Below are 26,689 nucleotides of genomic sequence, written 5' to 3' on the forward strand. Positions count from 1 at the left end.
ATCACCTTCTTCCTCAGCAGATACGGATAGATCGGGTGCTGCGGATGTGGCTGGCTGGTTCTGGGGCGTTTGTAGATTGCTTCCAGGCCCATCTTGGCCATCAGCCGCCGAACCCGGTGACGCCCCGCCACGATGCCGTCCTGGCGCAAATAGGCAGCGATCTGGCGGCTGCCGAAGAACGGGTATCTGGTGAACACCAGGTCGATCGCCTTCATCAGCGCCAGCGTCGCCGCATCGACCCCGACCGGAGCGTAGTAGAACGCCGATCGGCTTAGCTTCACCAGGCGGCATTGCACCTTAGCTCGCTGTCCGAATTCCCAGGACCACTTCACTCTTCGCGTCCAGAATCTGCAAAAGCATTTTCCGCTCCGCCGCGCGGGGCGACATGGACCCGGGTTATCACGTTCAGATGGTCTTTCAGGACCCGCTGTCTTCGCTCGATCCGCGCATGGCCGCGCGGCGAATTGTTCCCCTTCCGGCTCTTGATGCGTTCTTTCGGGACCGTCCGGATCCTGGTATCCAGATCGGCGCGCGTCTTCAGCCGGCCGGCCGGCCGGCGAGCGCGCCGAGCCGTTCTTTCAGCTCCGTGGATGAAAATGGCTTTATGATGCGCGGCTGGCTGGCGAAAACGCTTTCCGGATCCGCCTCGGCCTCGTAGCCGGTGCTCAGCAGGAAGGGGATGCCGCGCGCCAGCAGCTCCCTGGCGATCGGCTCCGAGGTTTCGCGTCCGAGATTGATGTCGATGACGGCCAGGTCCGGCGGTGTCTTGTGCAGCGACGTCAGCGCACTGGCGACGTTGTGCGCGGTGGCGACGACGGTGTAGCCCAGCGTCTCGAGCGTGTCGGCAAGGTCCATCGCGACAATCGGGTCGTCCTCGACCACGAGGATGCGCTGCGCCGAGGGCGCGTCCCGGGCGGGCGCGGTGCCGTCGTCGCCGGCCGGTTGCCGCGGGGCGTCGGCCTGGCCGGCGCGGCGCAGCGGCAGACGCAGGGTGCAGACCAGTCTTCCGCCAGAGAAATCGCGTACGATCTCGCCGCCCAGCTGCTTGTCGATGACGTGGCCGAGCATGTCCGAGCCGAAGCCGGTCGGCTTCGGCGGTGCCGCGGCCCGGTCGGCGCGGGACGATTCCGTCCAGCGCAGATCCAGCACGTCCTCCGGCGTGCTGCTCCAGCTGACGGCGATGGTCCCTTCCGGGTCCGCCAGCGCACCGTGCTTGGCCGCGTTCGTGCTCAACTCGTGCAAGATCATCGCCATGGTCTGCGCCATCTCGGCGTCCAGAAGGATCGGCGGGCCGTCCAGCGTCGCCCGCGCGCCGTCCCCGGCCTGATAGGGTGCCAGCTCGGCCTCGAGCAGGTTGTGCAGCGACACGCCGGTCCAGCGTTCCGCCGCCAGCAGGGCGTGGGTCTTGGACAGCGCCTCGAGGGAGCTCATGAACTTGACGCGGTACGCGGCGATGTCCGGCGCATCGGTGATCCGCGCCAGCGCCCGCACCACCGCCAGCAGGTTGCGCGCCCGGTGGTCGATCTCGCGCATCATCACCTGTTCGCGCAGGCGGGCCCGTTCCCGTTCGATCGCGCCCATGGTGCGTTCCAGAACCTTCTCGACCGTGGTGACGTCGTCGGACGTCCAGCGTCGTTCGCGGTCGAGGTGCACGAACATCGCCGCGACCAGTTCTCCGTTCGCGGTCCAGGGCACGGCCAGGAAGGCGGCGGACCCCAGCGCCTCGAAATGCGTCCGCACCGCCGGGTCCGTGATCCGGTCGAGGCAGTCGATCCGGATCACGTGTCCGCGCGCCAGCGTCGCGGCGACGGCACCGAGATCCTCGAAGGGCAGGGCGGCGTCGACCGGCAGCAACCCGGCCGCCGTCCACTCCGCCGCGACCGGCAGGATATCGGGCCGCGCGCCGGGGCCGGCATCACGCAGCCCGACGCGCTGCGCGCCGAAATGCCGGCCCAGCGCCTCGCACGCCGAGGTCATGGTCCGGTCCGGGCCCGAGGCGGTGCGCAGCATGTCGCTGAGCGAGAGCAGGAACTCGGTCTGGCGCCGCAGGAACACCTTGTCGGTGGTTTCGCTGCCCGAGTTGAAGACGCCTTCGATCGCGCCGTCCTCGCCGCGGATCGGCGTGAAGCTGTAGTTCCAGTAGGTCTCTTCTTCGAAGCCGTAGCGGCGCAGGGGCAGCAGCTGGTCCTCGACGAAGATCCCCTCGCCGCTTTCGATCAGCTGCGTGAACTGCGGCTCGATCACGTGCCAGATGTCGGACCAGACGTCCCTGGCCCGCGCGCCCAGACAGTCCGGGTGACGCGGGCCGGGGATCGCCGACCACGCGTCGTTGTAGAGCAGGTGCATCTCGGAGCCCCAGTAGATCGCCGTGGGAAATGCCGACTTCAGGCAGATCCCCAGCGCCGAGCGCAACGACTGCGGCCAGGTTTCGGGCGGGCCCAGCGGATGGCCGCTCCAGTCGAAATTGCGGATCCGGTGCGCCATCTCGCTGTCGCCGGCGAGAAAGCTCATCGGATCGCGGTGGGGGTTCTGCCGTCTCAGCATCGCAAGCCCGTCTAGCGCACAGTGTATGACCGAATGTCGGCTGCACTGATCGGGCCGTCAAGACACCATCCGCGGGCGGGCAGGGTGCGGGTTGACGGGCCCGCGCGCGCTGTCACAGTGCGGGACATGCCCGCTGCCCGGCCCGGCCGGAGCGGGCGGCGACGAGGGAGGCGAGCGGTGACTTCGGACGAGAAAGGGCACACGGACGCACGCGCGAACCGGAACGGGAACGGGACCCCGGACGGGGCGCGGTACGCCTCGTCCCCCTGCATGGCCGCCGAGGTCGCGCCCGGCTACTTCGACCCGCTGGCGGTGGACCCCGAACAGGCCCGCGACGTGGCGCGCTGGCGCACGGCCGAGCGGCAGCGGCTTCTGGCGGCGCGCGGCGCGATGTCCGCGTCCGGGCGACGCGGTCTGGCGGACGCGCTGGCGGCGCGGCTGGAGGCGGTGCTGTCGGCCGAGGCGGGGCCGCTGCGCGGGCGGATCCTGTCCGCCTACTGGCCGATCCGGAACGAGCCCGACCTGCGGCCGCTGATGATCCGTCTGCTCGCGGCCGGTGCGGACGTCGCGCTGCCGGTCGCCGCACGCCCGGCGGCGCCGCTGCAGTTCCGCCGCTGGACGTCCGACACCCGGCTGGAACGCGGCGTCTGGAACATTCCGGTGCCGCCGGCCGACGCGCCCGCGCTGACGCCGCAGATCGTCCTGGCGCCGCTGGTCGGCTGGGACGGCGCCGGATACCGGCTGGGCAATGGCGGCGGCTATTTCGACCGGACGCTGGCCGTGCTGGACCCGCGCCCGCTGGTCATCGGCGTGGGGTTTGAGGACGCGCGCCTGCCGACGATCTTTCCGCAGCCGCACGACGTTCCGATGGACCTGATCGTGACCGAGGCGGGGGTGCGCGTGCGGCGCGCCGGCTGAGCGCTGCCGGCGCGGGTTCGGCCCGGGAATTTTCGGGCCGGGGAATCTCGAACCGCGGATTCTGGAACCGGGGAATCTTGGACCGGGAATTTTGGACCGGGGAAAACTTGCAAATGGTCTGGGACAGGCCGCCGTTTCCGGCCTAGCCTGCGGTCCAATGGCTGCTGGCAGGAAAGACGCTTGACGACGACGTGGAACGAGGAAAGCGACTACATCGTGGTCGGCGCCGGCTCGGCCGGATGCGTGGTGGCTGCGCGTCTGTCCGAGCGGCCGGCGGCGAAAGTCACCCTGGTCGAGGCGGGCGGATCGGACCTGAGTGTCTGGGTGCGGATGCCGATCGGCTACGGCGGCGCCTTTCACCACCCGAAGCTGAACTGGCGCTACATGACCGAACCCGACGAGGGGCTGGGCGGCCGTCCCGCCTACTGGCCGCGCGGCAAGGTGGTGGGCGGGTCCAGCTCGATCAACGCGATGGTGTTCGTGCGCGGCCAGGCGGCCGATTTCGACGCCTGGGCCGCCGGCGGCAACCCGGGCTGGACGCACGCCGACCTGCTGCCGCTGTTCCGGCGGATGGAGGACAACCTTGCCGGCGCGGACGCCTGGCGCGGGGCGGGCGGGCCGATCACCGTGCGCGACGTCAGCCGCGCCGCGCATCCGCTGAGCCACGCCTTCGTCGACGCCGCCGTTGCCGCCGGCTTCGCCCGCAATACCGATTTCAACGGCCGCGACCAGGAGGGCGTCGGCTTCTACCAGATCACCACCCGGCGCGGCTTCCGCTGCTCGGCGGCCACCGGTTACCTGCACCCGGCGCTGCGCCGGCCGAACCTGCGGCTGCTGACCGGCGCGCACGTCGGCCGGATCCTGTTCGAGGGCCGCCGCGCCGTCGGGGTGGAACTGCGCCGCGCCGGGCTGACGCTGCGGCTGCGGGCCCGCCGCGAGGTGATCCTGTCGGCGGGGGCGATCAACTCGCCGCAGATCCTGCAGCTGTCGGGCATCGGCGATCCGGCGCGGCTGTCGGCGCTGGGCATCGGGGTGGTGCGGGCGAACCCGGCGGTGGGCGCCAACCTGCAGGACCACGTCGGCTTCGACTATGTCTACGAGGCGACCCGGCCGACCCTGAACAACGTCCTGGGCCCGCTGCTGGGCCGGGGGCTGGCGGGGGCGCGCTACCTGCTGACCCGCGACGGGCCGCTGGCCCTGAGCGTCAACCAGGCGGGCGGGTTCGTACGCTCGGACCCGTCGCGGACGCGGCCGAACCTGCAGCTGTACTTCTCGCCGCTGTCCTATACCCGCGCGGTGCCGGGCAAGCGGCGGCTGACCGCGCCGGACAGGTTTCCGGGGTTCATGATCGGGATCTCGAACTGCCACCCGGCAAGCCGCGGCTGGCTGCACGTGCGCAGCGCCGATCCGGCCGCGCCGCCCGAGATCCACGCGCGGTACTTCTCGGCGCCCGGGGACATGGAGGAACTGCTCGCCGGGGCGCGGATGCTGCGCGCGATCGCCGCGCAGCCCGGCATCGCCCGGCTGATCCGGCGCGAGGTCCTGCCGGGGCCGGAGGTCACCGACGAGGCCGACATCGTCGCCGACATCCGCCGGCGCACGACCTCGGTGTTCCACCCCTGCGGGACCTGCGCGATGGGCCCGGATCCGGCGGCCGGCGCGGTGGTCGACGCGGCGCTGCGGGTGCACGGCGTCGACGGGCTGCGCGTGGCCGACGCCTCGATCTTTCCGCGCATCACCTCGGGGAACCTGAACGCGCCGACGATCATGGTCGGCGAGAAGGCGGCCGAGATCATCGCGCGCGGCGGCTGAGTTCGCCTTCCCCGCGCCGCACCGCGCCCGGCAGGCCGTCCAGTACCGTGGCCAGCGTGCGCACCCCGCGTGCGATCTGCGGCGGCGGCACGGCGCTGAACCCCAGGGTGACGCCCCGCACCGGCAGCGGCCGCAGCGCAAACCGGCCCAGCGGCGTGGCGGCCAGACCGGCGGTCGCCGCGGCACGCGAGACCGCAGTCTCGTCCGGGCCGCCGACGGGCAGCGTGCCGATGGTGTGGAACCCGGTATCTGTCGGCCGGACGTCCATGCGCCCGGCCAGGTGCTGCGCGGCCTCGCTCAGCAGCGTGTCGCGCCGCTGCGCGTAGATCTCGCGCATGCGGCGGATATGGGCGGCGAAATGCCCGTCTTCGATGAACCGTGCGACGATCGCCTGCATCGCGTGCGACACGCCGTGCGCCACGGCCCCCAGCGTGCGGTCGAACATCGGCACCAGCGCCGGCGGGGCGACGATGTAGCCCAGCCGCACCGCCGGGAACAGCGCTTTCGAGAACGTGCCGACGTAGATCACCCGTCCGCCGCTGTCGATGCTCTTGAGCGGCGGCGGCGTGCTGCGGCCATAGTGGAATTCGCCGACATAATCGTCCTCGATGATCCAGGCGCCGGCCGCCTCGGCCGCTGCCAGCAGCTCGAACCGGCGGTCCAGCGACATCGTCACCCCCAGCGGATGCTGGTGCGCCGGGGTCACGAAGGCCAGGCGGAACTCCGGCGCCTCGGCCAGCCCGGCGGCGACCTCGAGGCCCTGCGCGTCCACCGGCACCGGCACCGGGGCGGCGCCGCAGGACAGCAGGCTGTTGCGCGCGCCGATCGCGCCCGGGTTCTCCAGCCAGACCGGGTCGCCCGGGTCCAGCAGCATGTGACCGATCCGGGTGAACGCCTCCTGCGCGCCGTTGCAGATGAAGACCTCGTCCGGGTGACACTGCACGCCGCGGTTGGCGCGCAGGTGCTGGCAGACCGCCGCGCGCAGCGCCGGCAGACCCGCCGGGTCGGGATAGGACATCACCTGCGCCCGCGGCGAGCGCCAGTACTGACCGGACAGCCGCGCCCACAGCGCCATCGGGAAGGCGTCGAACGCGGGCATGCCGGTGACGAACGGGCGGGGCACTTCGGGATGCTCGAGCCGCGGGAAGTACTGGTCCGACACCTCGCGGCTGAGCCGCGCCAGCCGGGGAGTCCGGTCCGCCGCGGCGGCGTTCGGCCGCGGCGCCGGCTGCGGGCGCACCTCGGCGCTGACGAAGGTGCCGGCGCCGACGGTGCTGACCAGCAGCCCCTCGGCGCCCAGCTGCTCGTAGGCGTTGACGGCGGTGGTGCGCGACACGCCCAGATCGTGCGCCAGCGTGCGGCTGGCCGGCAGCCGCGCGCCGGCGGGCAGCCGCGCGGTCAGGATCTGCTCGCGCAGCGCCACGACAAGCTGCATGGTGATCGGCGTCCGGTCGCCGCGGTCGATCCTGAGCCCGGGGATCAGCGCGCCGCCCACGTATTTCGACATCCGTCCCCCGATTGGTCTGCCAGCTTGTGCGAAGTGGACCTTATCGCCGGTCCGATTTGCAAGCACTTCTTGGGCGTCCCACCGGAGGCGGATCGCATGAAACTGACCAGGATCGAGACATTCGCAAACCCGTTCGTCGGCTTCGTCCGGGTGACGGACGAGCACGGCGCGCAGGGCTGGGGGCAGGTGTCGACCTACCAGTCGGACATCACCGCGCAGGTGCTGCACCGGCAGGTCGCGCCCTGGATGCTGGGGGTGGAGATCGCGGACCTGGACGATCTGCTGGACCGGGTGCAGGAGCGCGAGCACAAATTCCCCGGCTCGTACATCTGCCGGGCGATGGCGGGGGTCGAGACCGCGGTCTGGGACCTGCGCGGCAAGCAGGCCGGGGTGCCCGTCGCCACGCTGCTGGGCGGCGGCCCCGGCCCGCTGCGCGCCTACGCCTCGTCGATGAAGCGCGACATCACCCCCGAGGCCGAGGCCGAGCGTTTCCGCCGGCTGCGCGGCACCTACGGCTTCGACGCGTTCAAGTACCGCATCGGCGCCGAATGCGGCCGCGGGCAGGACGAGTGGGACGGCCGCACCGAGGCGATCATCCCGGCGATCGCCGACGCCTTCCGCGGCGAGGACGTCACCCTTCTGGCCGATGCCAATTCCTGCTATGCGCCCGAGGCGGCGATCCGCTACGGCCGGATGCTGCAGGACCACGGCGTCACCCACTACGAGGAGCCCTGTCCCTACTGGGAGCTGGAGCAGACCCGCGCGGTCGCGCAGGCGCTGGAGATCGACGTCACCGGCGGCGAGCAGGACTGCTGGCTGCCGACCTGGCGGCGGATGATCGAGCTGCGCGCCGTCGACGTGGTGCAGCCCGACATCCTGTACGTCGGCGGCATCGGCCGCACGCTGCGCGTCGCCGCGATGGCCGCCGAGGCCGGTCTGCCGGTGACGCCGCACAGCGCCAACCTGTCGCTGGTCACGCTGTTCACCATGCACCTGCTGCGCGCGCTGCCCAATGCCGGCAAGTATCTGGAATTCTCGATCGAGGGCGCGGATTACTACCCCTGGCAGCAGGGCCTGTTCGTCGACGATCCGTACATCATCGAGAACGGCCAGGCCCGCGTCACCGACGCGCCCGGCTGGGGCGTCGAGATCTCGCCCGAGTGGCTGGCGAAGTCCGAGTACCGGCTCAGCGAGGCCGGTGCGTGACGAAGACCACGCCGTTCTGGTGGGACCATGCGCCGCCGGCGCCGATCGAGCGGCCGCCGCTGCCGAAGACCGCCGATCTGGTGGTCGTCGGCTCGGGCTACACCGGCCTGCACGCGGCGCTGCCGGTGGCGCGCGCCGGGCGCAGCGTCGTGGTGCTCGAGGCCGGGCAGCCAGGGCAGGGCTGTTCGACGCGCAACGGCGGGCAGATCAGCACCGCGATCAAGCCGGGGCTGGCGACGCTCGCCCGGCGCCACGGCGCGGACACGGCGCGGGCGATCCTGGCCGAGGGCGTCGCCTCGCGCCGGTTCGTCGAGCGGTTCGTGCGCGACGAGGGCATCGCCTGCGACTTCAGCGCCTGCGGCCGGTTCCACGCCGCGGCGCATCCGCGCGCCTTCGCGGCGCTGGCGCGCATCGCCGACGGCGCGCGGATCACCCTTGTGCCGCGCGCCCGGCAGCACGAGGAGCTGGGCACCGACCGCTACCACGGCGGCGCGGTGTTCCACGATCACGCCGCGCTGGACCCGGGCCGCTACCACGCCGGACTGCTGGACAGGGTGCGCGCGGCCGGGGCGCTGATCGCGCCCGACACCCCGGCCCGGACCCTCGACGAAGACGGCGCCGGGGTGCGGGTCGGCACGCCCCATGGCGCGATCCGCGCCCGCGACGTGGTGCTGGCGACCAACGGCTACGGCGGGCCGCTGTCGCCCTGGCACCGGGCGCGCATCGTGCCGGTCGGCAGCTATCTCGTCGCCACCGAGCCGCTGGCGCCGGATCTGGTGGCGCGGCTGTTCCCGACCGGGCGCATCGCTTCGGACAGCCGGCGGGTGGTGTACTACTACCGTCCCTCGCCGGACGGGCGGCGGGTGCTGTTCGGCGGCCGGGTCAGCGCCGGCGAGGTCGCGCCGCAGGTCAGCGCGCGGCGGCTGCACGCGGCGATGGCCGACGTGTTCCCGGAACTGGCCGGGGCCGCGATCAGCCATTCCTGGATGGGCTTCGTCGGCTACAGCTTCGACACCCTGCCGCACACCGGGCGGCGCGGCCGCATCCACCACGCGATGGGCTACTGCGGCTCGGGCGTCGGCATGGCCTCGTACCTGGGGATGAAGGCCGGCCTGCGGGTTCTGGACGACCCGGCGGGCGAGACCGCGCTAAGCGCGCCGGATTTTCCCGCCCGCCCGCTGTATCGCGGCCGGCCCTGGTTCCTGCCGGCGATGGTCGAGACCTACCGCCTGCTGGACCGGTTGGGACTGTAGGCGGGAAATGGCTTGCCATATGCGCAGGAATGGACCTTTCTGACCGAACCAATCGACGGTTCACTTCCGCATTGGCCGCGCAGACGGCCCGGGGGCACCGCAGTCCAGGGAGAAGACATCATGAGACATTCCATCCGCGCCATCCTGGCCGGAACCGCCGCGGTCCTTGCCGCCGGCGGGGCGCAGGCCGAGACGCTGCGCCTGCTGACCTGGGGCAGCTATGCCCCGGAAGAGGTGATCCAGATGTTCGAGGAGGCAAACCCCGACATCGACGTCGAGGTGACCTATTCCAACAACGAGGAGATGATCGCCAAGCTGCGCGCGACCGGCGGCACCGGCTATGATCTGGCGCAGCCCAGCCACGACCGGATCTACGCCGCGCAGGTCGAGTACAACATCTACAAGCCGCTGGACCTGTCCAAGATCGACACCTCGGTGATGACGCCGAACCTGCTGGAGGGCGTCAAGGCCAACACCACGCTCGACGGCGAGGTCTATGCCGTTCCGCACCAGTGGGGCACCTCGGGGATCATGGCGAACACGGCCGAGGCGCCGGACGCCACCGGCTGGGCCGACCTGTGCGACGAGAAGTACAAGGGCCGCACCTCGATGCGGCTGCGGCGCACGATCCTGCTGGGCACCGCCTACGCGATGGGCATGGACCCGTTCGCGCTGTATGATGACACCGAGGCCTACCAGGACATGCTGGACAAGGTCACCGAGAAGCTGATCGCCTGCAAGGACATCATCAAGACCTACTGGACCGGCGGCGACGATCTGTCGGCGCTGATGCTGTCGGGCGAGGTGATCGTGTCGGAGACCTGGGATTCGACTGCCTTCAAGATCTACAACGAGAACCAGGACATCGTGTTCGTGCCGCCCGAGACCGGCGCGCTGGCCTGGATCGACACCTTCGCGATCCCGCGCGGCGGCGAGGCGGACGACGCCGCCTACAAGTGGATCAACTTCGTCATGCAGCCCGAGATCGTGCAGCTGATGTCGGCCTCGACAGGGGCGATCGCGGCGGTGCCGAACGGCATCGATCTGCTGCCCGAGGACAAGCGCGCCGCAGTGCAGGCCGCCTTCGACGAGGAGGATATCGCCAACCTGAAGTTCTTCGCCAACATCCCGCCGGGGCTGGAGGACATGGAAGGCATCGCGCTAGAGCGGATCAAGGCCGCGTCGAACTGACCGGCGCCGAGACCACCGACCGGGGCGCGGGCCTGCTGCGGACCGCGCCCCGGCTGCATGAAAAGGACCGGAAGGCGAGCATGTACGACCTGAGCTGCGAGCGCGTGACCAAGAACTTCGGCAGCTTCACCGCGGTGGACGGCGTCTCGCTCGACATCCCCTCGGGCTCGTTCTTCTCGATCCTCGGCCCGTCGGGCTGCGGCAAGACCACCCTGATGCGGATGATCGCCGGGTTCGAAACGCCAAGCCGGGGCGATATCCGGATCAAGGGCGACAGCGTGCTGGCGCTGCCGCCCAACCGGCGCAACGTGAAGATGGTGTTCCAGCACCTGGCGCTGTTCCCGATGATGAGCGTGGGCGAGAACATTGCCTACGGCCTGCGCTGCCGCGGCGACGCCAAGGCCGAGATCCCGGCCCGGGTGGCCCGGGTGCTGGACCGCGTCGGCCTGCCCGGCGTCGAGGACAAGCGCATCGAGCAGCTGTCCGGCGGGCAGAAGCAGCGCATCGCCATCGCCCGCTGCATGGTATTGGAGCCGGACGTGCTGCTGCTGGACGAGCCGCTGGGCGCGCTGGACCTGAAGCTGCGCGAGCACATGAAGATCGAGCTGAAGCAGCTGCAGCACCGGTTCGAGACCACCTTCCTCTACATCACCCACGACCAGTCCGAGGCGCTGGTGATGTCCGACACCGTGGCGGTGATGAACGCCGGCCGGTTCGAGCAGATCGGCGCGCCGCGCGAGTTGTACGAGAACCCGGTGTCGGGCTTCGTCGCCGGCTTCGTCGGCGACAGCAACTGCCTGGCGGGGCGGATCGCCGAAATCCGCGGCGACGAGGCGCTGGTCGAGCTGTCCGGCGGCGGCACGGTGCGCGCGCGCCGCGGCGACGGCGCGGGGCAGGGCGACGCGGTCGAGGTGTTCCTGCGCCCCGAGGCGCTGTTCGTGGGCGAGGGCGACCCGCACGCCACGCTGGACGGGCGTGTGGACAGCCTGCTGTTCAACGGCGCCAACTCGCGCATCCTGGTGCAGCTGGACAACGGCCCGCTGATCGAGGTCGCCGACCCCGGACAGGCCGGCCGCGTGGCGCAGGACCAGCAGGTCCGGGTCGGCTGGGACCCGGCCCGCGCCACCTGCTTCGCGCAGCGGGCCGGCGCATGAGAAACGACGCCGGCAAGCTGTCGCTGATCCTGCTGATGGCGCCGTTCGCGCTGTGGATCGGCCTGCTGATCGTGCTGCCGCAGCTGGGCATCGGCTATGTCTCGCTGCGCGAGAAGGTGGGCATCAACCAGTACGAGTTCGGGCCGGGCAACTACGCCGACTTCATCGCCGAGCCGATCTACCGCAACACGCTGTTCCGCACCGCCTGGATGTCGATCCTGGTCACCGCGCTGGCGCTGCTGGTCGGCTTTCCGGTGGCCTGGTACATCGCCAAGATCGCGCGCGAGCGCAGCCGCGCGGCGCTGTTCCTGCTGTGCCTGATCCCGCTGTGGGTCAGCGACCTGGTGCGCGCCTACGGCTGGATCGTGCTGCTGCGCGAGACCGGCGTGGTGTCCACGGTGCTGGTGGGCGCGGGGATCATCGCGCAGCCGGTCGAGATGCTCTACAACGACGTCACCGTGGTCATCGGCCTGGTCTACACGGTGATCCTGTTCATGATCGTGCCGCTGGTCTCGACCCTGCAGGGCATGGACGACGCGCTGCTGGAGGCCGGCTACAACCTGGGCGGCGGCCGGCTGACGGTGTTCCGCCGGATCATCGTGCCCTACGCCATGCCCGGCATCGTCGCCGGCTGCATCATCACCTTCATGCTGACCGCCGGCAGCTACCTGACGCCGATCCTGCTGGGCGGCAAGAATTCCAGCTGGTTCACCGAGCAGATCTACAACCAGTTCATCACCCGCTACAACTGGGAGGCCGGCGCCACCTTCGGCGTGCTGCTGCTGGGCTTCACCTCGCTGGTGGTCTGGGCCGGGCTGCGCCTGACCGGGCAGAGCCTGTCGACCACGGTCGCGAAGGAATAGCCGATGCAGCGATCCGCCGGGCTGATGTTCGTCTACCGCGCCTATGTGGTGCTGTTCTTCCTCTACCTGGTGGCGCCGCTGGCCGCCGCCGGCGCCTTCGCGTTCAACGATTCGATGTTCCCCTCGCTGCCGTGGCAGGGCTTCACGCTGGACTGGTTCTTCTCGCCGGTGGAGCCGAAGCTGGGCCTGTTCTATGACGACCGGCTGTTGCGCGGGCTGCAGAACTCGCTGGTGATCGGGCTGATCGTCTCGGCCCTGGCGGTGGCCGCGGGCACCTGCAACGCCTTCCTGTTCGAGCGGCGGCAGTTCCCGTTCAAGCGGCTGCTGTACATCCTGATGATCGTGCCGCTGGTCATTCCGGGGGTGATCCTGGGCATCTCGATCCTGGTGTTCGCGTCGATGCTGGCGAATTTCGCCGACCAGACGCTGGGCCTGTTCCTGACCTGGCTGCGGCCCGGGATCCCGCTGATCGTGCTGGGGCAGTTCTCGTTCCTGACCACGATCACCTCGCTGGTGATCGCCGCGCGGCTGCAGAAGTTCGACATCTCGCTCGAGGAGGCGGCGCTGAACCTGGGCGCCAGCCGGATCCGCGTGCTGCTGACGGTGACGCTGCCGTTCCTGGCGCCGGCGCTGTTCTCGGCCTTCGTGGTGGCGTTCCTGGTGTCGTTCGAGAACTTCAACACCACGCTGATGCTGGTCGGCTCGGACGCGCCGCTGACGATCACCATGTACGACCGCATGGTGAAGGTCGGCTCGACCCCGGTGCTGAACGCGGTCTCGGTGTTCCTGATGCTCGGCTCCGGGCTGCTGGCGCTGGCCAGCGTGCTGGCGCAGCGCCCGCGCAAGGCGGCGTGACGCGTCACCGCGCGGCGGTGCGGCGTTCGGCGGCCGGGGCCACGATCGGCGAGGCGAGGAAATGCGCCGCCGCTTGCAGCGACCGGTAGCTCGGCTCGTAGACCTGGCTGAAATGGATGAAGCCGTGGTTCACCGCCGGGGTGAAGTCGTAGGCGTGCGGGATGCCCGCCTGCGTCAGCCGCCCGGCAAGCCAGCGGGTATCGTCCGCCAGGCAGTCCATCTCGGCTTCGGCCAGGAAGCACGGCGGCAGGCCGTCGACCGCGGCGCCGGTCAGATCGCCGTACGCCGGGTCGCGATGATCCGCGAGGTACCAGTCCCAGTAGGTGCGCATGTCGGTGGTGGTCAGCCCATAGGTGCCGTCGCCATAGGTCATGTGCGAGCGGGTGTCGAAACAGCGCCGGAAGCAGCCGTACCACAGCAGCAGCGCGGCCAGCGGCGGCGCGGCCCCCTCGTCGTGCAGCCGCAGGGCGGTGGCCAGCGCCAGGTTCGCCCCGGCGCTGTCGCCGGCCAGCACCAGCGCCGCATGGGGATGGTCGGCGGCGATCCGGCACACCGCCGCGCAGGCGGCGTCCAGCCCGGCGGGATAGGGATGCTCGGGCGCCAGCGGGTAGTCCGGGCCGGCCACCAGATGACCGGACAGTGCCGCCAGGTCGGTCATGATCCCGCCGTGGGTGACGGTGTCGCAGTTCGCCCAGCCGCCGCCGTGCAGATAGACGATCACCCGTGACGCGTCGCACCGGTCGCGGGGCGAGAACAGGCGCAGGCCGTCGCAGGTGCTGATCTCCACCTCGTCGGCATGCCGGCCGCGCAAGGCGCGGCGCGCCTCGCGGGACCGGCGGCGCATTTCCGGCATCAGCTCGGCGCTCAGCTCGCCCTTTTCGGCCGAGTAGCGCGCGGCGGCCTGCAAAAGGGCGGGGTCGGGCGTTCTGTTCATGCAACGTGTCCTCCTGCCGTATCGTGAACCCGCAAATCGCGGTTTGCGCAAGCCCGGGCGCGCGGCGGCCGGGATCCGCGCCCGGCGCCGCCAGGCGGGCGCCGCCGATGGCGGCGCGCCGGCGGCCGGGCGCTGGCCGACCCGCCCCGACTTGATGTAAGCGGGGCCGGAACATCCGAACGCGAGCAGCCGGCGGCGCCCTAGGGCCCGCCTTCCGAGGGAGTATCCGTGCCGGAAACCCAGGTCTCCAGCCCCGACATCGCGGTCGCGGTCCTGTTCCTGTCCCTGCTCGTCGCCTCGCTGGTCGGCGGACCGGTGCGCACGCTGGTGCTGGTGTTCCTCGGCTGGCGGCTGACGCGGCTGCTGGCGTTGCCCGCCCTGGGGCTGGGACTGTACGCGCTGTTCCGGTAACCGCGCCGCCGGCGGCGCGGCCGGATGCCTCGAACCGGTTCCGGAACCACGATCCGCGGGGGCCGCGCCTGCCCATGCGACAGCGCATCAACACGACGTGATGACTGCCTTGACAGGCGTTGCCTTCGCATCGACGCGGCGGAAAAGCGTTTCATATCAGACGATTGGACTTTTGTCGCCGGCTTGCGCGATCGAAGGGCGGGACCTGCGCGGGCCGATTGGCCGCGCGGTCCGGAACACTCGGCCGCACAGCGTCGTTTAGCCCCTGTCCAGCGCGACCACCGCGCATGATGAAAGGAAGGTAGACCATGAAACCGATCAAAGCGAAGCTTCTGGCAACCGCGACGGCAGCCGCGATCGCGATGACGCCGATGGCGGCGCTTGCTCAGCAGACGCAGCTGGAGGCCCAGGTTCAGACCGAGCTCGAGCAGATGGGCTTCGACCTGCCGTCGGACGCGATGTTCTCGGTCTCCGAATCGGCCGAGATCCAGGCCATCCTCTCGAGCGAGGAAGCCGAGAACGAGAAAATGCGCCAGATCGAGGAGATCCTCGACGCGCGCGCCACGGTCGATGTCTCGAACGGCGCGCAGGACGCCGACGTGATGGTCGCGGACGAGTTGCGCTCGTACGGCTACAACGTCGATCCCGCCAACCTGTCGGCCGAGTTGACGGCCCAGTTGACCGGCATCATGGAAAGCGACAAGAGCAGCGCCGACAAGCGCCGCGCGATCGAGGTGGCGCTGGGTGACGTCGAGTACGAGGGCATCGAGATCGGCATCGAGCCGGAATTCGACGCCGGTCTCGCCGCGCTGCTGCAGAGCGAACTGGCCGACATGGGGTTGGAGGTCGACGTCTCGACGCTGACCACGGCGCAGATGGCCGAGATCAAGGCGGTGCTCGAGACGGATGACTCGACCACCGACAAGGAACGCGCCATCATGTCGATCATCGCCGGGTAAGCCCGGGGGCACTGGCGCCCCGGCGCGCCGCCCGACCGCAAACCGGGCCCGCCGCGCATATGCGCGGCGGGCCCTTTTGCGTTCACGGGGCCGCCCAGGGCAAAGGCGCGTCCGGCTCCAGCACCGGCGACGGCAGCCGGATGCCGCGATGGGTATCGACGATCCCCCGGTCGCTCAGATGCGGTCCGGCATTGCAGATCAGCGACGCGCCGAAACAGGCCTTGAACACCAGATAGGGCGGCTGCCAGGCGACGATCTCGTCCATCGCCGCGCGTATTCGGGCGAACGCGGCGGCGACCTCTGCCAGCGGCCGGTCCGCGATCAGTCCGGCCAGCGGCAGCGGCAGGCACTCGCGTACGGCGCCGTCTTTGACCACCACCAGCCCGCCGCCGCAATCGGCCAGCGCGTTCGCCGCGACGGCCATGTTGTGCTCGCCGGTGCCGAACAGCGTCAGATTGTGGCTGTCGTGCGAGACGGTGGTGCCGAACACCCCCTCCCAACGCCCCCAGTTGCGCAGCAGCCCCAGCCGCGGAGCGGGGTCGCCGCCGTAGCGGTTGATCACCGCCATGCCGGTCAGCCCGTCGGGCAGGTCGATGCCGCCACCGGTCACCTCGGCCTCGACCGAGGCCCAGTCGGTGAAGCGCGGCCGGTCGATCAGCGCCAGCCGGACCCGGCCACGGTCGCATCCGGGGTCCAGGCGGAAATCCTTCGCGGTGTAATGCGGCAGGGCGGGCATCGCCGCCAGTTTCGCAGGGGCGGCGGCGGGCCGGCCGGTCAGTCTTCCGGCGCGGGCGACGATGCGGCCGTCCACCAGCACCAGCCGCGCCTCGAATGCACAAAGGTCGCGGAACAGCACCAGATCGGCGCGGCGTCCCGCGGCGACCGCCCCCAGGTCCGGCCGGCCGGCATGCGCGGCGGCATTGCCGGTCGCGGCGACCAGCGCCCGCACCGGATCGAGCCCGTAGCCCACCAGCCGGCGCACCACGTCGTCCAGACCGCCGCCGTGCAGCAGATCGTCCGGGAACACGTCGTCGGTACACAGGGAAAGCGAATCCGGAACGAAGCCCAGGTCGTTCAGCGCGGCGACGAACTCGGGCAGCAGGTGATCGTGCGAGCCGCGCAGTTCGACCCGCAGCCCGGCGCGCAGCTTCGCCAGCAGATCGTCGGCCGAGGTCAGTTCGTGATCGCTGTGCACGCCCGCCGCCGCATAGGCTTGCAGCGCCGTCCCCGACAACCCGCGCGCATGGCCGTAGACCGGCTTGCCCGCCCGCAACCCGGCGCCGACGATGCCGGTGAACCGGTCCGAGCCGTCCAGCAGCGCCTGCATCGACATCAACTCGCCGATGCCGTGCAGATCCGGGCGCGCCAGCAGCTCCGCGACGGTGGCGGCGTCCAGATCGCCGCCCGCGGTCTCGTAGCCCGGCGCCGAGGGCACGCTGGACGGGCACAGCACGCGCATCCGCAGCGGCAGGGCGGCGGCGGCCCGCGCCGCCCAGTCCACGCCGTCCGCGCCGTGCGTGTTCGCCAGCTCGTGCGGGTCCCACAGCACCGTGGTCACGCCGCGCGGCAGCACCGCCGCCGCGTACTCTGCCGGGGTGACCATCGAGCTTTCCACATGCATGTGGCTGTCGATCAGGCCGGGGGCGACGTACCCGCCGTCGGCCTCGATCACCTCGGCCGCATCGTTGCGAAGGCCGGGGGCATGCACGCTGGCGATCAGCGGCCCCACCAGGCCGACGTCCGCCGGCCGCACCTCGCCCAGCGCGGTATCGACCACCTGACCGCCGCGGATCAGCAGGTCGAACGGCATCTCGCCCAGCGCCGCTTGCACCGCGCGGCGGCGCAGCTCTGGCCCACTCAGGTCGGCTTCAGGCATGGTCTTGCACCTTCTTCAATGCGTCGAGGCAGTGGCGGGCCGCGTCCGGCGCGACCCGCGTCGCCAGCCGGTGCGGCCCGTGCCGGTCGGGCGCGAACGCGGTCCTTCCGCAGTCGGGCCCGTCGGCCAGCTCGATCCGCATCTGCGCCGGCGCGAAGGCGACCATGGCGGGCATCACCAGCGCCAGCGCGGCGATCGGGTCGTAGATCGCCATCCGCGTGCGACCGCGGCTCAGCGCGATGTCGAGGTAGCCGCCCAGCAGGTCCGACAGCAGCGGGCTCGAAAGCCCGGGCAGGTCCTCCGGGCCGAACGTCGCCTGCCGGCACGCCTGCAGATCGACCACTGCCAGCGGCACCGGGCCGCGGGCGATCCGGTCCGCCGCCTCGGGATCGGCGAGGGCGTTGAACTCGGCCGCCGGCGTGTGGTTGCCGCGCCCGGCCGAGCCGCCCATCCAGACGATCCGCCCGATGCGGGCGTATTGCGCGGGGCGGCTGTGCGCCAGCGCCGCGAGGTTGGTCAGCGGTCCCAGCGCGAGGATGGTGGCGGGCTCGTCATCGCCTGCGTCGAGAAACCGCGCCAGCCCGTCGGCGGCGGCGGGCAGGGGCGCGGCGCTATCCGGCTCCGGCAGGTGGGCGCCCCGGCTCTGCATACCGCGCGGGCCGAGGATGCGGGCGGCGTGCTCGGCCGGACGGCGAAGCGGTCGATCCGCGCCGGCGAACAACGGCCCGAAGCCGCCGAAGGCGCGCGCGGCGCCCAGCGCGTTGCGCGTCACCTGCGGCAGCGGCGCGTTGCCCGCGACCAGCGACACGCCGGCCGGTTGCAGGCCATGGACCCGCAGCAGCAGCAGCGCCCACAGATCGTCGAAGCCGAAATCGGTGTCGACCCACAGCCGCATCAGGCGGTCCCGAGCGGGCAGGCGGTTTCGGGCGGCAGATCGAACGCCACCTGGTCGCCGATCGCCAGCCGCTCCGCGCCCGCCGGGGCGTCGGCGCGGATCCGGCCCAGCGCGCTGTCGAGCACATATTCGCGCGTCGTGCCGGCAAAGGCGACCCCGGCGACGCGGCCGCGCAGTTCGCCGCTGCCGACGCGCACGCCGCCGGGCCGCCAGGCCAATGCCGCGACGTCGCCCGGCACCCGGTGCGGCACCCGGTGCGGCACCGTGCCCTCGGGGCCCTTCAGCCCCTCGGGAACCACGTCGAAGATGTTCTCGAAGCCGACGAAATCCGCCGCGAACCGGGTGCGCGGCCGGGCATAGAGGCCCTCGGGCGTGTCCAGCTGCTCGATCCGGCCGTCGCGCATCAGCACGATGCGGTCGGACAGCGCCAGCGCCTCGGCCTGGTCGTGGGTGACGAACACCATGGTCACGCCGGTGGCGCGCTGCACGCGCTGCAACTCGTTGCGCATCTCCAGCCGCAGCCGCGCGTCCAGGTTCGACAACGGCTCGTCCAGCAGCAGCACGTCCGGCTCCATCACCAGCGAGCGGGCCAGCGCCAGCCGCTGCTGTTGCCCGCCCGACATCTCGGCCGGCTTGCGCCGCGCCAGGTGGTCGAGGCCCACGGTGGCCAGCCCGTCGCGCGTGCGGCGCTCGATCTCGGCGCCGCGCATCCGCTTCAGGCGCAGCCCGAAGGCGACGTTCTCGAACGCGGTCAGGTGCGGGAACAGCGCGTAGGACTGGAACACCAGCCCGACGTTGCGCCGGTTGGCCGGCACCCGGGTCACGTCGCGCCCGGCGATGCCGATCCGCCCGGCGCGCGGCGCCAGCAGCCCGGCGATGGCGCGCATCGTGGTCGACTTGCCGCAGCCCGAAGGGCCCAGCAGCGAGATCAGCTCGCCCTGCCGCACGTCCAGCGACAGGTCCGGCACCGCGATGGTGTCGCCATAGGCAAGGGTCAGCGACTGCAGCGAGACGAAGGCATCAGACATAGCGCGAGAACCCGAGGAATTTTTCCGCCGCGAAGACGATCGCGACCGAGAGGAAGGCCAGCAGCGCCGACAGCGCCGCGACCGAGGGATCGTAGGTGATTTCCATGTAGGCCAGCATGTCGATCGGCAGCGTGCGCACGCCGGGGCCGGACAGGAACAGCGACACCGGCACCTGGTTGAACGAGGTGACGAAGCCCAGGATGAAGGCCGCCAGCACGCCGGCACGGATGTTCGGCAGCACCACCTTGAAGAACGCCTGCAGCCGGGTGCAGCCCAGCAGCACCGCGGCCTCTTCCATGTCGGCGCGCAGGTTGTGCAGCGAGGACGACACCACCCGCACCGCGTAGGGCAGCACCAGCGCGGTATGCGCCAGGAACAGCGCCAGGGTCACCCCGACGCCGGTGGGCACCACCAGGTAGCGCAGCAGCGCCAGCCCGACGATGATGCCGGGCACGATGATCGGCGCCGCGACGATGATGCGTACGGTCTCGGCCCCCGGCAGGTCGTAGCGGTTCAGCGCGTAGGCGGCGGGCACGCCCAGCGCCAGCGCCGCCAGCGTGCCGAACACCGCCAGGAACATCGACAGCGCGAAGCTGGCCTGGAAGCTCTCGACGGTGAAGACCTTCAGGTACCATTTCAGCGACAGCCCGTCGGGCGGGAAGGCCAGCGAGTTACCGGCCGACAGCCCGGCCAGGATGATGATCACGAACGGCCCGATCAGGAAGGTCAGCACCAGCGCCAGGACAACACGGGAGGCCAGGGTCGGCATGCCGGTCATCTCCGCGCCGTGGCGATGCGCTTCAGCAGCAGGTTGGCCGAGAAGCTCATCACGATCAGGATCATCGCGATCACGCTGGCCGAGACGAAGTCGTTGGCGACGTTGACCCGCTGGTAGAGCAGCGTCTCCAGCATCAGCACCTTCGAGCCGCCCAGGATCGCCGGGGTGATGTAGGCGGTCAGCGATCCGGTGAACACCAGCGTGCCGCCCATCACCAGCCCCTCGCGGGTCAGCGGCAGGATCACCCGGGTGAACACCTGCAGCCAGTTCGCGCCCAGCACGCGCGCCGCCGGGATCGCGTCGCGCGGCATGTTCTCCATCGCCGAGACCAGCGAGATGATCATCAGCGGCAGGAACAGCTGCAGAAGCCCCAGGAACACCGCGGTCTCGGTGAACAGCAGGCGCACCGGCGTCTCGGACAGGCCCAGCCCGACGATGGCGTCGTTGACGATCCCGGTGCGGCCGAGGATCACGATCCAGGCATAGGTGCGCGCCACCGGCGAGATCATCAGCGGCAGCACCACCAGCCCGAACACCTGGCCGCGGCGCCTGCCGTCCAGGTTGGTGATCGCGAACGCCGCGCCGTAGCCGATCACCGCCGACGTCGCCGCCACCAGCACGCCCAGTTTCAGCGTGCGCCAGAACACCGTCCGGTTCAGCGGCTCGGAGAAGAACTCGACATAGCCCGACAGCGACCATTGCCCGTCCGCGCGGAACGCCTCGGACAGCAGGATGCCGACCGGGACCATGAACAGCGCCGCGGTGAAGATCGCCGCCGGCAGCGCAAGGGCGAACCCGGTGGTGCGGTTCTCGAACATCTGCAGCCTATCTGGACGGAGGGCGGCCGGCGAGGGCGGCGCGATGCCGCCCTCGCCTCCGGGTCACTGGATGACGGTCTTGTTCCAGCGGTCGATCCATGCCTCGCGCTGGTCGAGGATCACCGCCGGGTCCATGATCGTCAGCGAGTTGATCAGCTCGGCGCCGTAGGTCAGGTTCTCGGCGGCCTCGGCCGACACCTCGACCGCGGCGTTGGCGGGGCTGTCTATGCCCAGCTCTGCCAGCCGGGTCTGGACCTCGGTCGACAGCCAGTAGTCCATGAACTGCAGCGCCAGATCCTCGTTGCCGTTGCCCCTGGTCATCACCATGACGTTCATGCCGCCGGTCTGCCCCTCCGCGGGTTCGGCCCACTCGAACGGCAGGTCGGTGCCGCGGAAGCGCGACCAGGCGAAGCGGCCGATCGGGGCGGCGATCACCTCCTCCTGCTGCATCAGCTGCGCCAGCTGCGAGGAGCGCTCGTAGAAGGTGACGATGTCGTCGGCGTTCTCGCCCACCGTGTCGATGGTCTGCAGGATGTCGTCCTGGCCCAGCGCCTGACCCAGCATCATCAGCACCAGCGGCGCCTGCGTGGTCGAGATCGCGGGCAGCGCCACGCGGCCCTTCACCTCGTCCGACAGCAGGTCGGCCCAGCTGTTCACCTCGACCAGGTCGCTGCGATAGACGATCGAGGTGGCGTAGAAGGTATAGCCGACACCAAGATTGCCGCCCAGCGGATCCTGCGCCGCCGGGTAGAGCTGGTCGAAGCTGGACAGCTTCGAGGTGTCGATCGGCGCCAGCAATTCCTTGCGCGCCAGCGCCAGCGCGTCGTGCGCCGACATCACCGCCATGTCGACCACCGGGTCGGCGGCATAGGCCTCGATCTTGGCCATGCGCTCGACCGAGTTGCCGGTCTCGACCACCAGCTCGCAGCCGCAGATCTCCTCGAACGGGTCGTAGACGGCCTCCTTGAAGGCGTCCTGGGCGAAGGAATAGACCGAGATGGTCAGGGTGTTTTCCGCCGCCTGGGCGGCGCCGGCGGCCAGCCCGAGGGCGGCGGTCAGAACGGGCAGATAACGCATCATGAGACACTCCTTGCTGGGTCGGTGACCGGTCGCTCTTGCGGCAGGCCGGTTGAGTCCCGCTGGATCGCGATCATCGGAACGACCGACGGCGGCGGGATTTCGGCGGCGCCCGACAGGCGGGCGTCGAGATAGCTCAGCGCGCGGTGCGCGATCTCGGGCACATCGGGCGCGATGGTGGACAGCGACGGGCGCAGGTGCTCGCCGAAGGGCAGGTTGTCGAAGCCGATCACGCTCAGCCGGCCGGGCACGGCGATGTCCAGGGTCTGCGCCTCGGACAGCAGCTTCAGCGCCAGCAGGTCGGTCGAGGTGACGATGGCGGTGACGCCGCCGGCAAGCGCGGCCAGCAGATCGGGCGCGGCCTCGCTGGTCCAGCACACGCGGTGCCCGGTGCCGCCGCGGCGCGCCAGGCATTCGGCGGCGCCGGCGATGCGGTCCTGCTGCACCTCGGATCGCGGATCCTCGCCGGCCAGCAGGAACCGCCGGTGGCCCATGTCCATCAGGAGGCCGGCGGCCAGCCGTCCGCCCTGCCGGTGGTCGGCCGACACCGTGTTCGCCGGATCCGAGGCGGCGTTGATCACCGCCAGCGGCACGTCGGTTTCGGTCACCCGTGTGCCGCGGTGCGGCACGATGACGATGCCGTCCACGCCGCGCCGCACCAGCCGCTCGATCGCCGCGGCCTGTCCCGCGGCGTCGCTGCGCGAATCGGCGATCAGCACGCCGAAGCCGCGGCTGTCGGCGGCGGCCTCGATGTTGTGCGCCAGCCGCGGAAACAGCGGGTTGGTCAGGTTCGGCATCACCAGCCCGAGGATGCCGCTGCGCCCGGTCTTCAGCGCGCGCGCCGCCGGGCTGGGGTGATAGCCGACCTTGCCGGCATGCTCTCGGATCCGGCGGGCAAGCTCGTCCGAAACGCGCCCCTTGCCGGACAGCGCGTTCGACACCGTGGCGGTGGAGACGCCCAGATCGCGCGCGATACTCTTGATGCTACTCATGTTCGGCACCCATGCTAAATCGTTTAACCAAATCCGCCGGCGAGTCAATCCTCGTCTCCCGGCGCCAGCGCGGGCGGCATGGCGGTGCCCAATTTTTGGTCAGTTGACCCCGATGCCGCCCAGCACGCAGGCGAACCCGGCGGCAATCGCAAAACCTGCCCCCTGCGCGTGCGCCAAACGCTTTACCTGCCGGCGCGAGAGCGTCATGCGGGCACATCATGCCGGAGAAGCTTTCCATCATTGTCGTCGAGCAGGACCGGGAACGGGCCCTGATGATCGTCGACAGCCTGATGGAGGCCGGCGACAACGACATTCAGGTGATCTCGGAAGTGTCCAGCCTGGCGCGGCGGATCTCCGAGCGGAATCCGGACATCGTGCTGGTCGACATCACCAACCCCTCGCGCGACATGATCGAGGAACTGACGCTGGCCACGGCGCCGCTGGACCGCCCGGTCGCCATGTTCGTCGACCAGAGCGAGGACAGCCTGACCAAGGCGGCGATCGAGGCCGGGGTGTCGGCCTATGTCGTCGACGATCTGCGCCCCGAGCGGATCCGGCCGATCGTCACCGCCGCCATCGCCCGCTACAACATGTTCCGCCGGATGCGCGACGAGCTGGCCGAGACCCGCCGCGCGCTGGAGGAGCGCAAGGTGATCGACCGGGCCAAGGGCCTGCTGATGAAGGCGCGCGGGATCAGCGAGGACGAGGCCTACGGGCTGCTCCGCAAGGCGGCGATGGACCAGGGGCGGAAGATCTCCGAGGTCGCGCAGTCGCTGGTGCTGGCGGCGGACCTGCTGTCATGAGCGCGCCGCTGTCGGTTGCCTTCATGCCGCTGGTCGACGCCGCGCCGCTGGTCGTCGCGCACGAGATGGGCTTTGCCCGCGAAGAGGGGCTGGCGCTGGAGCTGGTGCGCGCGCCGTCGTGGTCGTCGGTGCGCGACATGCTGGCGTTCGGCCGCATCGAGGCGGCGCACATGCTTTCGCCGGTGCCGGTGGCGATGGCGTTGGGCATCGGCGGCGTCGCCTCGCCGATCTCGGCGCTGATGGTGCTGTCGGTGAACGGCACCGTGATCGGCGTGAACGCCCGGCTTGAGGCGCTGTTGCGCGCGGGGGGGCACGGCTTCGGCTTTGACGACGCCGGTGCCGCCGGCGCGGCGCTGGTCAGGGCGGCCCGCGGCGCACCACTGCGCATCGGCGTGCCGTTCCCGTTCTCGATGCATGCCGAACTGCTGTACTACTGGCTGTCCGCCTCGGGGATGCCGGCGCCGCAGACCGTCGAGATACACACCGTGCCGCCGCCGCTGATGGCCGACGCCATCGCTGCCGGCGAGATCGACGCCTTCTGCGTCGGCGAGCCCTGGGGATCCAAGGTGGTCGAGACCGGCGCCGGCGCGCTGCTGCTGCCGGGCCGCGCGATCTGGTCCGCCGCGCCCGAGAAGGTGCTGGCGGTGCGCTCGGGCTGGGCCGCCGACGAACCGGAACTGACCGCGCGGCTGATGCGCGCGGTGTGGCGCGCCTGCCGCTGGCTGGGCGAGGGCGGGGCGCGCACCACCGCCGCCGAGATGCTGGCGCGGCCTGCCTACCTGAACCTGTCGCCCGAGATCATCGACCGCGCGCTGACCGGCCGCTTGACCGTCACCCCGCACGGCGACAGCCGCGAGTGCCGCGGCTTCGTCGCCTTCCACCACGGCGCGGCGAACTATCCCTGGCGCAGCCAGGCGGCGTGGATCGCGGCACGGATGGCGGCGCGGCTGGGGCTGGAGCGCGCCGCCGCGACCGAGCGCGCGCGCGCCGTGTTCCGCACCGACCTCTACCGCCAGCACCTGCGCGATGTCGGCGCGGTGCTGCCCGGCGCGTCGGACAGGCTGGAGGGCGGCATCGCCGCCGGCACCGCGGCCCCGTCCCAGACGGGCCGGCTGATTCTGCGCGAGAACCTGTTCTTCGACGGGCGCATTTTTGACCTCGGCGAGGCAATCTGAACAAATTTTGTGCACCGCACCCGAAAATTTGGGTGCAGTGCAAAATAATCCGGCGGAAAAGGCCGCCAAGGTCTTGCCTGCCGGCCGGCGCTGACGCAGTTTGACCCCCGAGAGCAATGGCGCTCTCACCGAATTCACCCACGACAGGGCGATCCGAGCAAAGCCGCTCGACCCGGTTCCGCGACATGCGCGGGGCAAGGTCGCGCGGCTTTTTTTGTGTTCAGCGACGCCTTCGCGGCGTCGACGGAAGGGGAAAGACCCTATGAAGACACCTCTGACCGGCGCCGTGCTTGCGGCCCTCCTGACCTCCACCGCCGCGGCCGAGATGCTGGAGCTGGAGAAGGACGAGCTGACCCTCGGTTTCATCAAGCTGACCGACATGGCGCCGCTGGCCGTGGCCTACGAACAGGGATACTTCCTGGACGAGGGGCTGTTCGTCACGCTCGAGGCGCAGGCGAACTGGAAGGTGCTGCTGGACGGCGTCATCGACGGCACCCTCGACGGCGCGCACATGCTGGCCGGCCAGCCGCTGGCCGCGACCATCGGCTACGGCACCGAGGCGCACATCGTCACGCCCTTCTCGATGGACCTGAACGGCAACGGCATCACCGTGTCGAACGAGGTCTGGGAGGCGATGAAGCCCAACATCCCCACCACCGCCGACGGCCTGCCGCAGCACCCGATCTCGGCCGAGGCGCTGGCGCCTGTGGTCGAGACGTACCGCGCCGAGGGCAGGGCCTTCAACATGGGCATGGTGTTCCCGGTCTCGACCCACAATTACGAGCTGCGCTACTGGCTGGCCGCCGGCGGGCTGAACCCGGGCTACTACAGCCCCGACAACATCACCGGCCAGATCGGCGCCGACGTTTATCTGTCGGTGACGCCGCCGCCGCAGATGCCCGCCACGCTCGAGGCCGGCACGATCCACGGGTACAGCGTGGGCGAGCCGTGGAACCAGCAGGCGGTGTTCAAGGGCATCGGCGTGCCGGTGATCACCGACTACGAGCTGTGGAAGAACAACCCCGAGAAGGTGTTCGGCATCACCGCCGAGTTTGCCGAACAGTACCCGAACACCACGCTGGCGCTGACCAAGGCGCTGATCCGCGCCGCGATCTGGCTGGACGAGAACGACAACGCCAACCGGATGGAGGCGGTCGAGATCCTCAGCCGCTCCGAATACGTCGGCGCGGATGCCGAGGTGATCGCCAACTCGATGACCGGGACCTTCGAATACGAGAAGGGCGACACCCGCGACGTGCCGGACTTCAACGTGTTCTTCCGCTACAACGCCACCTATCCGTTCTACTCGGACGCCATCTGGTACCTGACGCAGATGCGCCGCTGGGGCCAGATCGCCGAGGCCAGACCCGACAGCTGGTACGATGACGTCGCCCGCTCCGTCTACCGCCCGGACATCTACCTTCAGGCCGCGCGCCTGCTGGTGGACGAGGAACTGGCGAACGCGCCCGACTTCCCCTGGGACAGCGACGGCTACAAGGCGCCGACCCCGCCCGAGGACATCATCGACGGCGTTCCCTACGACGGCCGCCAGCCCAACGCCTATCTCGACAGCCTTCCCATCGGACTGAAGGGCGACCAGCGCGTGGTCGGCTCGGAAGTGCAGGGCTGACCCCGCGCCG

The 26,689-nt window shown here is 70.6% G+C and carries 23 protein-coding genes and 1 pseudogene; 13 read left to right on the forward strand and 11 right to left on the reverse strand.

Going from position 1 to position 26,689, the window contains the following annotated elements; translation table 11 throughout:
* Positions 1-293 (reverse strand): annotated as a pseudogene (locus GE300_RS10550) (IS3 family transposase); the annotation flags it as partial.
* Between the two features lie 244 nt (positions 294-537).
* On the reverse strand, positions 538-2,544 hold the full coding sequence (locus GE300_RS10555) for an HWE histidine kinase domain-containing protein (RefSeq protein ID WP_154446534.1): 2,007 nt from the start codon (positions 2,542-2,544) through the stop codon (positions 538-540).
* A 177-nt stretch (positions 2,545-2,721) separates the two neighbouring features.
* Here GE300_RS10555 and GE300_RS10560 point away from each other — a divergent pair, with 177 nt between their 5' ends.
* Together GE300_RS10560 and GE300_RS10565 are read left to right on the forward strand one after the other, a co-directional pair.
* Positions 2,722-3,462 carry a 5-formyltetrahydrofolate cyclo-ligase gene (locus tag GE300_RS10560; protein ID WP_325063193.1) on the forward strand — a complete coding sequence of 247 codons (741 nt, stop codon included), beginning with the start codon at positions 2,722-2,724 and terminating at the stop codon, positions 3,460-3,462.
* A gap of 180 nt (positions 3,463-3,642) precedes the next feature.
* A complete protein-coding gene (locus GE300_RS10565; protein ID WP_154446536.1) occupies positions 3,643-5,274 on the forward strand; it encodes a GMC family oxidoreductase in 1,632 nt (543 codons plus the stop codon).
* Here GE300_RS10565 and pdxR read toward each other — a convergent pair.
* A complete protein-coding gene (pdxR, locus tag GE300_RS10570; protein WP_154446537.1) occupies positions 5,255-6,781 on the reverse strand; it encodes a MocR-like pyridoxine biosynthesis transcription factor PdxR in 1,527 nt (508 codons plus the stop codon). The two genes, GE300_RS10565 and pdxR, sit on opposite strands and share 20 nt — an antisense overlap.
* A gap of 96 nt (positions 6,782-6,877) precedes the next feature.
* Here pdxR and GE300_RS10575 point away from each other — a divergent pair, with 96 nt between their 5' ends.
* From GE300_RS10575 to GE300_RS10600, 6 genes are all read left to right on the forward strand, one after another.
* Positions 6,878-7,987 carry a mandelate racemase/muconate lactonizing enzyme family protein gene (locus GE300_RS10575; protein ID WP_154446538.1) on the forward strand — a complete coding sequence of 370 codons (1,110 nt, stop codon included), beginning with the start codon at positions 6,878-6,880 and terminating at the stop codon, positions 7,985-7,987.
* Positions 7,984-9,240 carry an NAD(P)/FAD-dependent oxidoreductase gene (locus GE300_RS10580; RefSeq protein ID WP_325063194.1) on the forward strand — a complete coding sequence of 419 codons (1,257 nt, stop codon included), beginning with the start codon at positions 7,984-7,986 and terminating at the stop codon, positions 9,238-9,240. The genes GE300_RS10575 and GE300_RS10580 overlap by 4 nt, the downstream gene beginning before the upstream one ends.
* A 120-nt stretch (positions 9,241-9,360) precedes the next feature.
* Positions 9,361-10,431 (forward strand): extracellular solute-binding protein, encoded by a 1,071-nt coding sequence (locus GE300_RS10585; protein WP_154446539.1) that lies wholly within the window; start codon positions 9,361-9,363, stop codon positions 10,429-10,431.
* Positions 10,432-10,511: 80 nt separating this feature from the next.
* On the forward strand, positions 10,512-11,585 hold the full coding sequence (locus GE300_RS10590; protein ID WP_154446540.1) for an ABC transporter ATP-binding protein: 1,074 nt from the start codon (positions 10,512-10,514) through the stop codon (positions 11,583-11,585).
* Positions 11,582-12,448 carry an ABC transporter permease gene (locus GE300_RS10595; protein ID WP_154446541.1) on the forward strand — a complete coding sequence of 289 codons (867 nt, stop codon included), beginning with the start codon at positions 11,582-11,584 and terminating at the stop codon, positions 12,446-12,448. Before GE300_RS10590 ends, GE300_RS10595 begins: the two co-directional genes overlap by 4 nt.
* 3 nt (positions 12,449-12,451) lie before the next feature.
* The gene (locus tag GE300_RS10600) at positions 12,452-13,303 is read left to right on the forward strand and encodes an ABC transporter permease (protein ID WP_154446542.1); all 852 of its coding nucleotides are present in this window, start codon (positions 12,452-12,454) and stop codon (positions 13,301-13,303) included.
* A 4-nt stretch (positions 13,304-13,307) separates the two neighbouring features.
* On the opposite strand, the gene GE300_RS10605 is transcribed toward GE300_RS10600, so the two are convergent.
* Positions 13,308-14,237: an alpha/beta hydrolase fold domain-containing protein gene (locus tag GE300_RS10605; protein WP_154446543.1), complete on the reverse strand. Its 930-nt coding sequence runs from the start codon at positions 14,235-14,237 to the stop codon at positions 13,308-13,310.
* Between the two features lie 228 nt (positions 14,238-14,465).
* Here GE300_RS10605 and GE300_RS10610 point away from each other — a divergent pair, with 228 nt between their 5' ends.
* A complete protein-coding gene (locus GE300_RS10610) occupies positions 14,466-14,648 on the forward strand; it encodes a hypothetical protein (RefSeq protein ID WP_154446544.1) in 183 nt (60 codons plus the stop codon).
* 308 nt (positions 14,649-14,956) lie between these two features.
* Positions 14,957-15,607 (forward strand): hypothetical protein, encoded by a 651-nt coding sequence (locus tag GE300_RS10615; protein WP_154446545.1) that lies wholly within the window; start codon positions 14,957-14,959, stop codon positions 15,605-15,607.
* An 82-nt stretch (positions 15,608-15,689) separates the two neighbouring features.
* Here GE300_RS10615 and GE300_RS10620 read toward each other — a convergent pair whose 3' ends face one another.
* From GE300_RS10620 to GE300_RS10650, 7 genes are all read right to left on the reverse strand, one after another.
* The gene (locus GE300_RS10620) at positions 15,690-17,483 is read right to left on the reverse strand and encodes an adenine deaminase (protein WP_154446546.1); all 1,794 of its coding nucleotides are present in this window, start codon (positions 17,481-17,483) and stop codon (positions 15,690-15,692) included.
* A complete protein-coding gene (locus tag GE300_RS10625; RefSeq protein WP_154446547.1) occupies positions 17,476-18,378 on the reverse strand; it encodes a nucleoside hydrolase in 903 nt (300 codons plus the stop codon). Before GE300_RS10625 ends, GE300_RS10620 begins: the two co-directional genes overlap by 8 nt.
* Positions 18,378-19,406 carry an ABC transporter ATP-binding protein gene (locus GE300_RS10630; RefSeq protein ID WP_154446548.1) on the reverse strand — a complete coding sequence of 343 codons (1,029 nt, stop codon included), beginning with the start codon at positions 19,404-19,406 and terminating at the stop codon, positions 18,378-18,380. Before GE300_RS10630 ends, GE300_RS10625 begins: the two co-directional genes overlap by 1 nt.
* Positions 19,399-20,175: an ABC transporter permease gene (locus tag GE300_RS10635; protein WP_233416928.1), complete on the reverse strand. Its 777-nt coding sequence runs from the start codon at positions 20,173-20,175 to the stop codon at positions 19,399-19,401. The genes GE300_RS10630 and GE300_RS10635 overlap by 8 nt, the downstream gene beginning before the upstream one ends.
* 5 nt (positions 20,176-20,180) lie before the next feature.
* Complete coding sequence (locus tag GE300_RS10640) at positions 20,181-21,002, reverse strand: ABC transporter permease (protein ID WP_154446550.1); 822 nt, start codon at positions 21,000-21,002, stop codon at positions 20,181-20,183.
* A 63-nt stretch (positions 21,003-21,065) separates the two neighbouring features.
* Positions 21,066-22,082 carry an extracellular solute-binding protein gene (locus tag GE300_RS10645; RefSeq protein WP_154446551.1) on the reverse strand — a complete coding sequence of 339 codons (1,017 nt, stop codon included), beginning with the start codon at positions 22,080-22,082 and terminating at the stop codon, positions 21,066-21,068.
* Positions 22,079-23,071 carry a LacI family DNA-binding transcriptional regulator gene (locus tag GE300_RS10650; protein ID WP_154446552.1) on the reverse strand — a complete coding sequence of 331 codons (993 nt, stop codon included), beginning with the start codon at positions 23,069-23,071 and terminating at the stop codon, positions 22,079-22,081. The genes GE300_RS10645 and GE300_RS10650 overlap by 4 nt, the downstream gene beginning before the upstream one ends.
* Positions 23,072-23,289: 218 nt before the next feature.
* On the opposite strand from GE300_RS10650, the gene GE300_RS10655 reads away from it, so the two are divergent.
* The 3 genes from GE300_RS10655 (at position 23,290) to GE300_RS10665 (ending at position 26,679) form a co-directional block, all read left to right on the forward strand.
* On the forward strand, positions 23,290-23,874 hold the full coding sequence (locus GE300_RS10655; protein WP_154446553.1) for an ANTAR domain-containing response regulator: 585 nt from the start codon (positions 23,290-23,292) through the stop codon (positions 23,872-23,874).
* Complete coding sequence (locus tag GE300_RS10660) at positions 23,871-25,049, forward strand: ABC transporter substrate-binding protein (RefSeq protein ID WP_154446554.1); 1,179 nt, start codon at positions 23,871-23,873, stop codon at positions 25,047-25,049. Before GE300_RS10655 ends, GE300_RS10660 begins: the two co-directional genes overlap by 4 nt.
* A 262-nt stretch (positions 25,050-25,311) precedes the next feature.
* Positions 25,312-26,679, forward strand: a complete 1,368-nt coding sequence (locus GE300_RS10665) for a CmpA/NrtA family ABC transporter substrate-binding protein (RefSeq protein WP_154446555.1) — start codon at positions 25,312-25,314, stop codon at positions 26,677-26,679.
* Positions 26,680-26,689: the final 10 nt, after the last annotated feature.

This window comes from Halovulum marinum, from assembly GCF_009697225.1.
Classification (GTDB): Bacteria; Pseudomonadota; Alphaproteobacteria; order Rhodobacterales; family Rhodobacteraceae; genus Halovulum; species Halovulum marinum.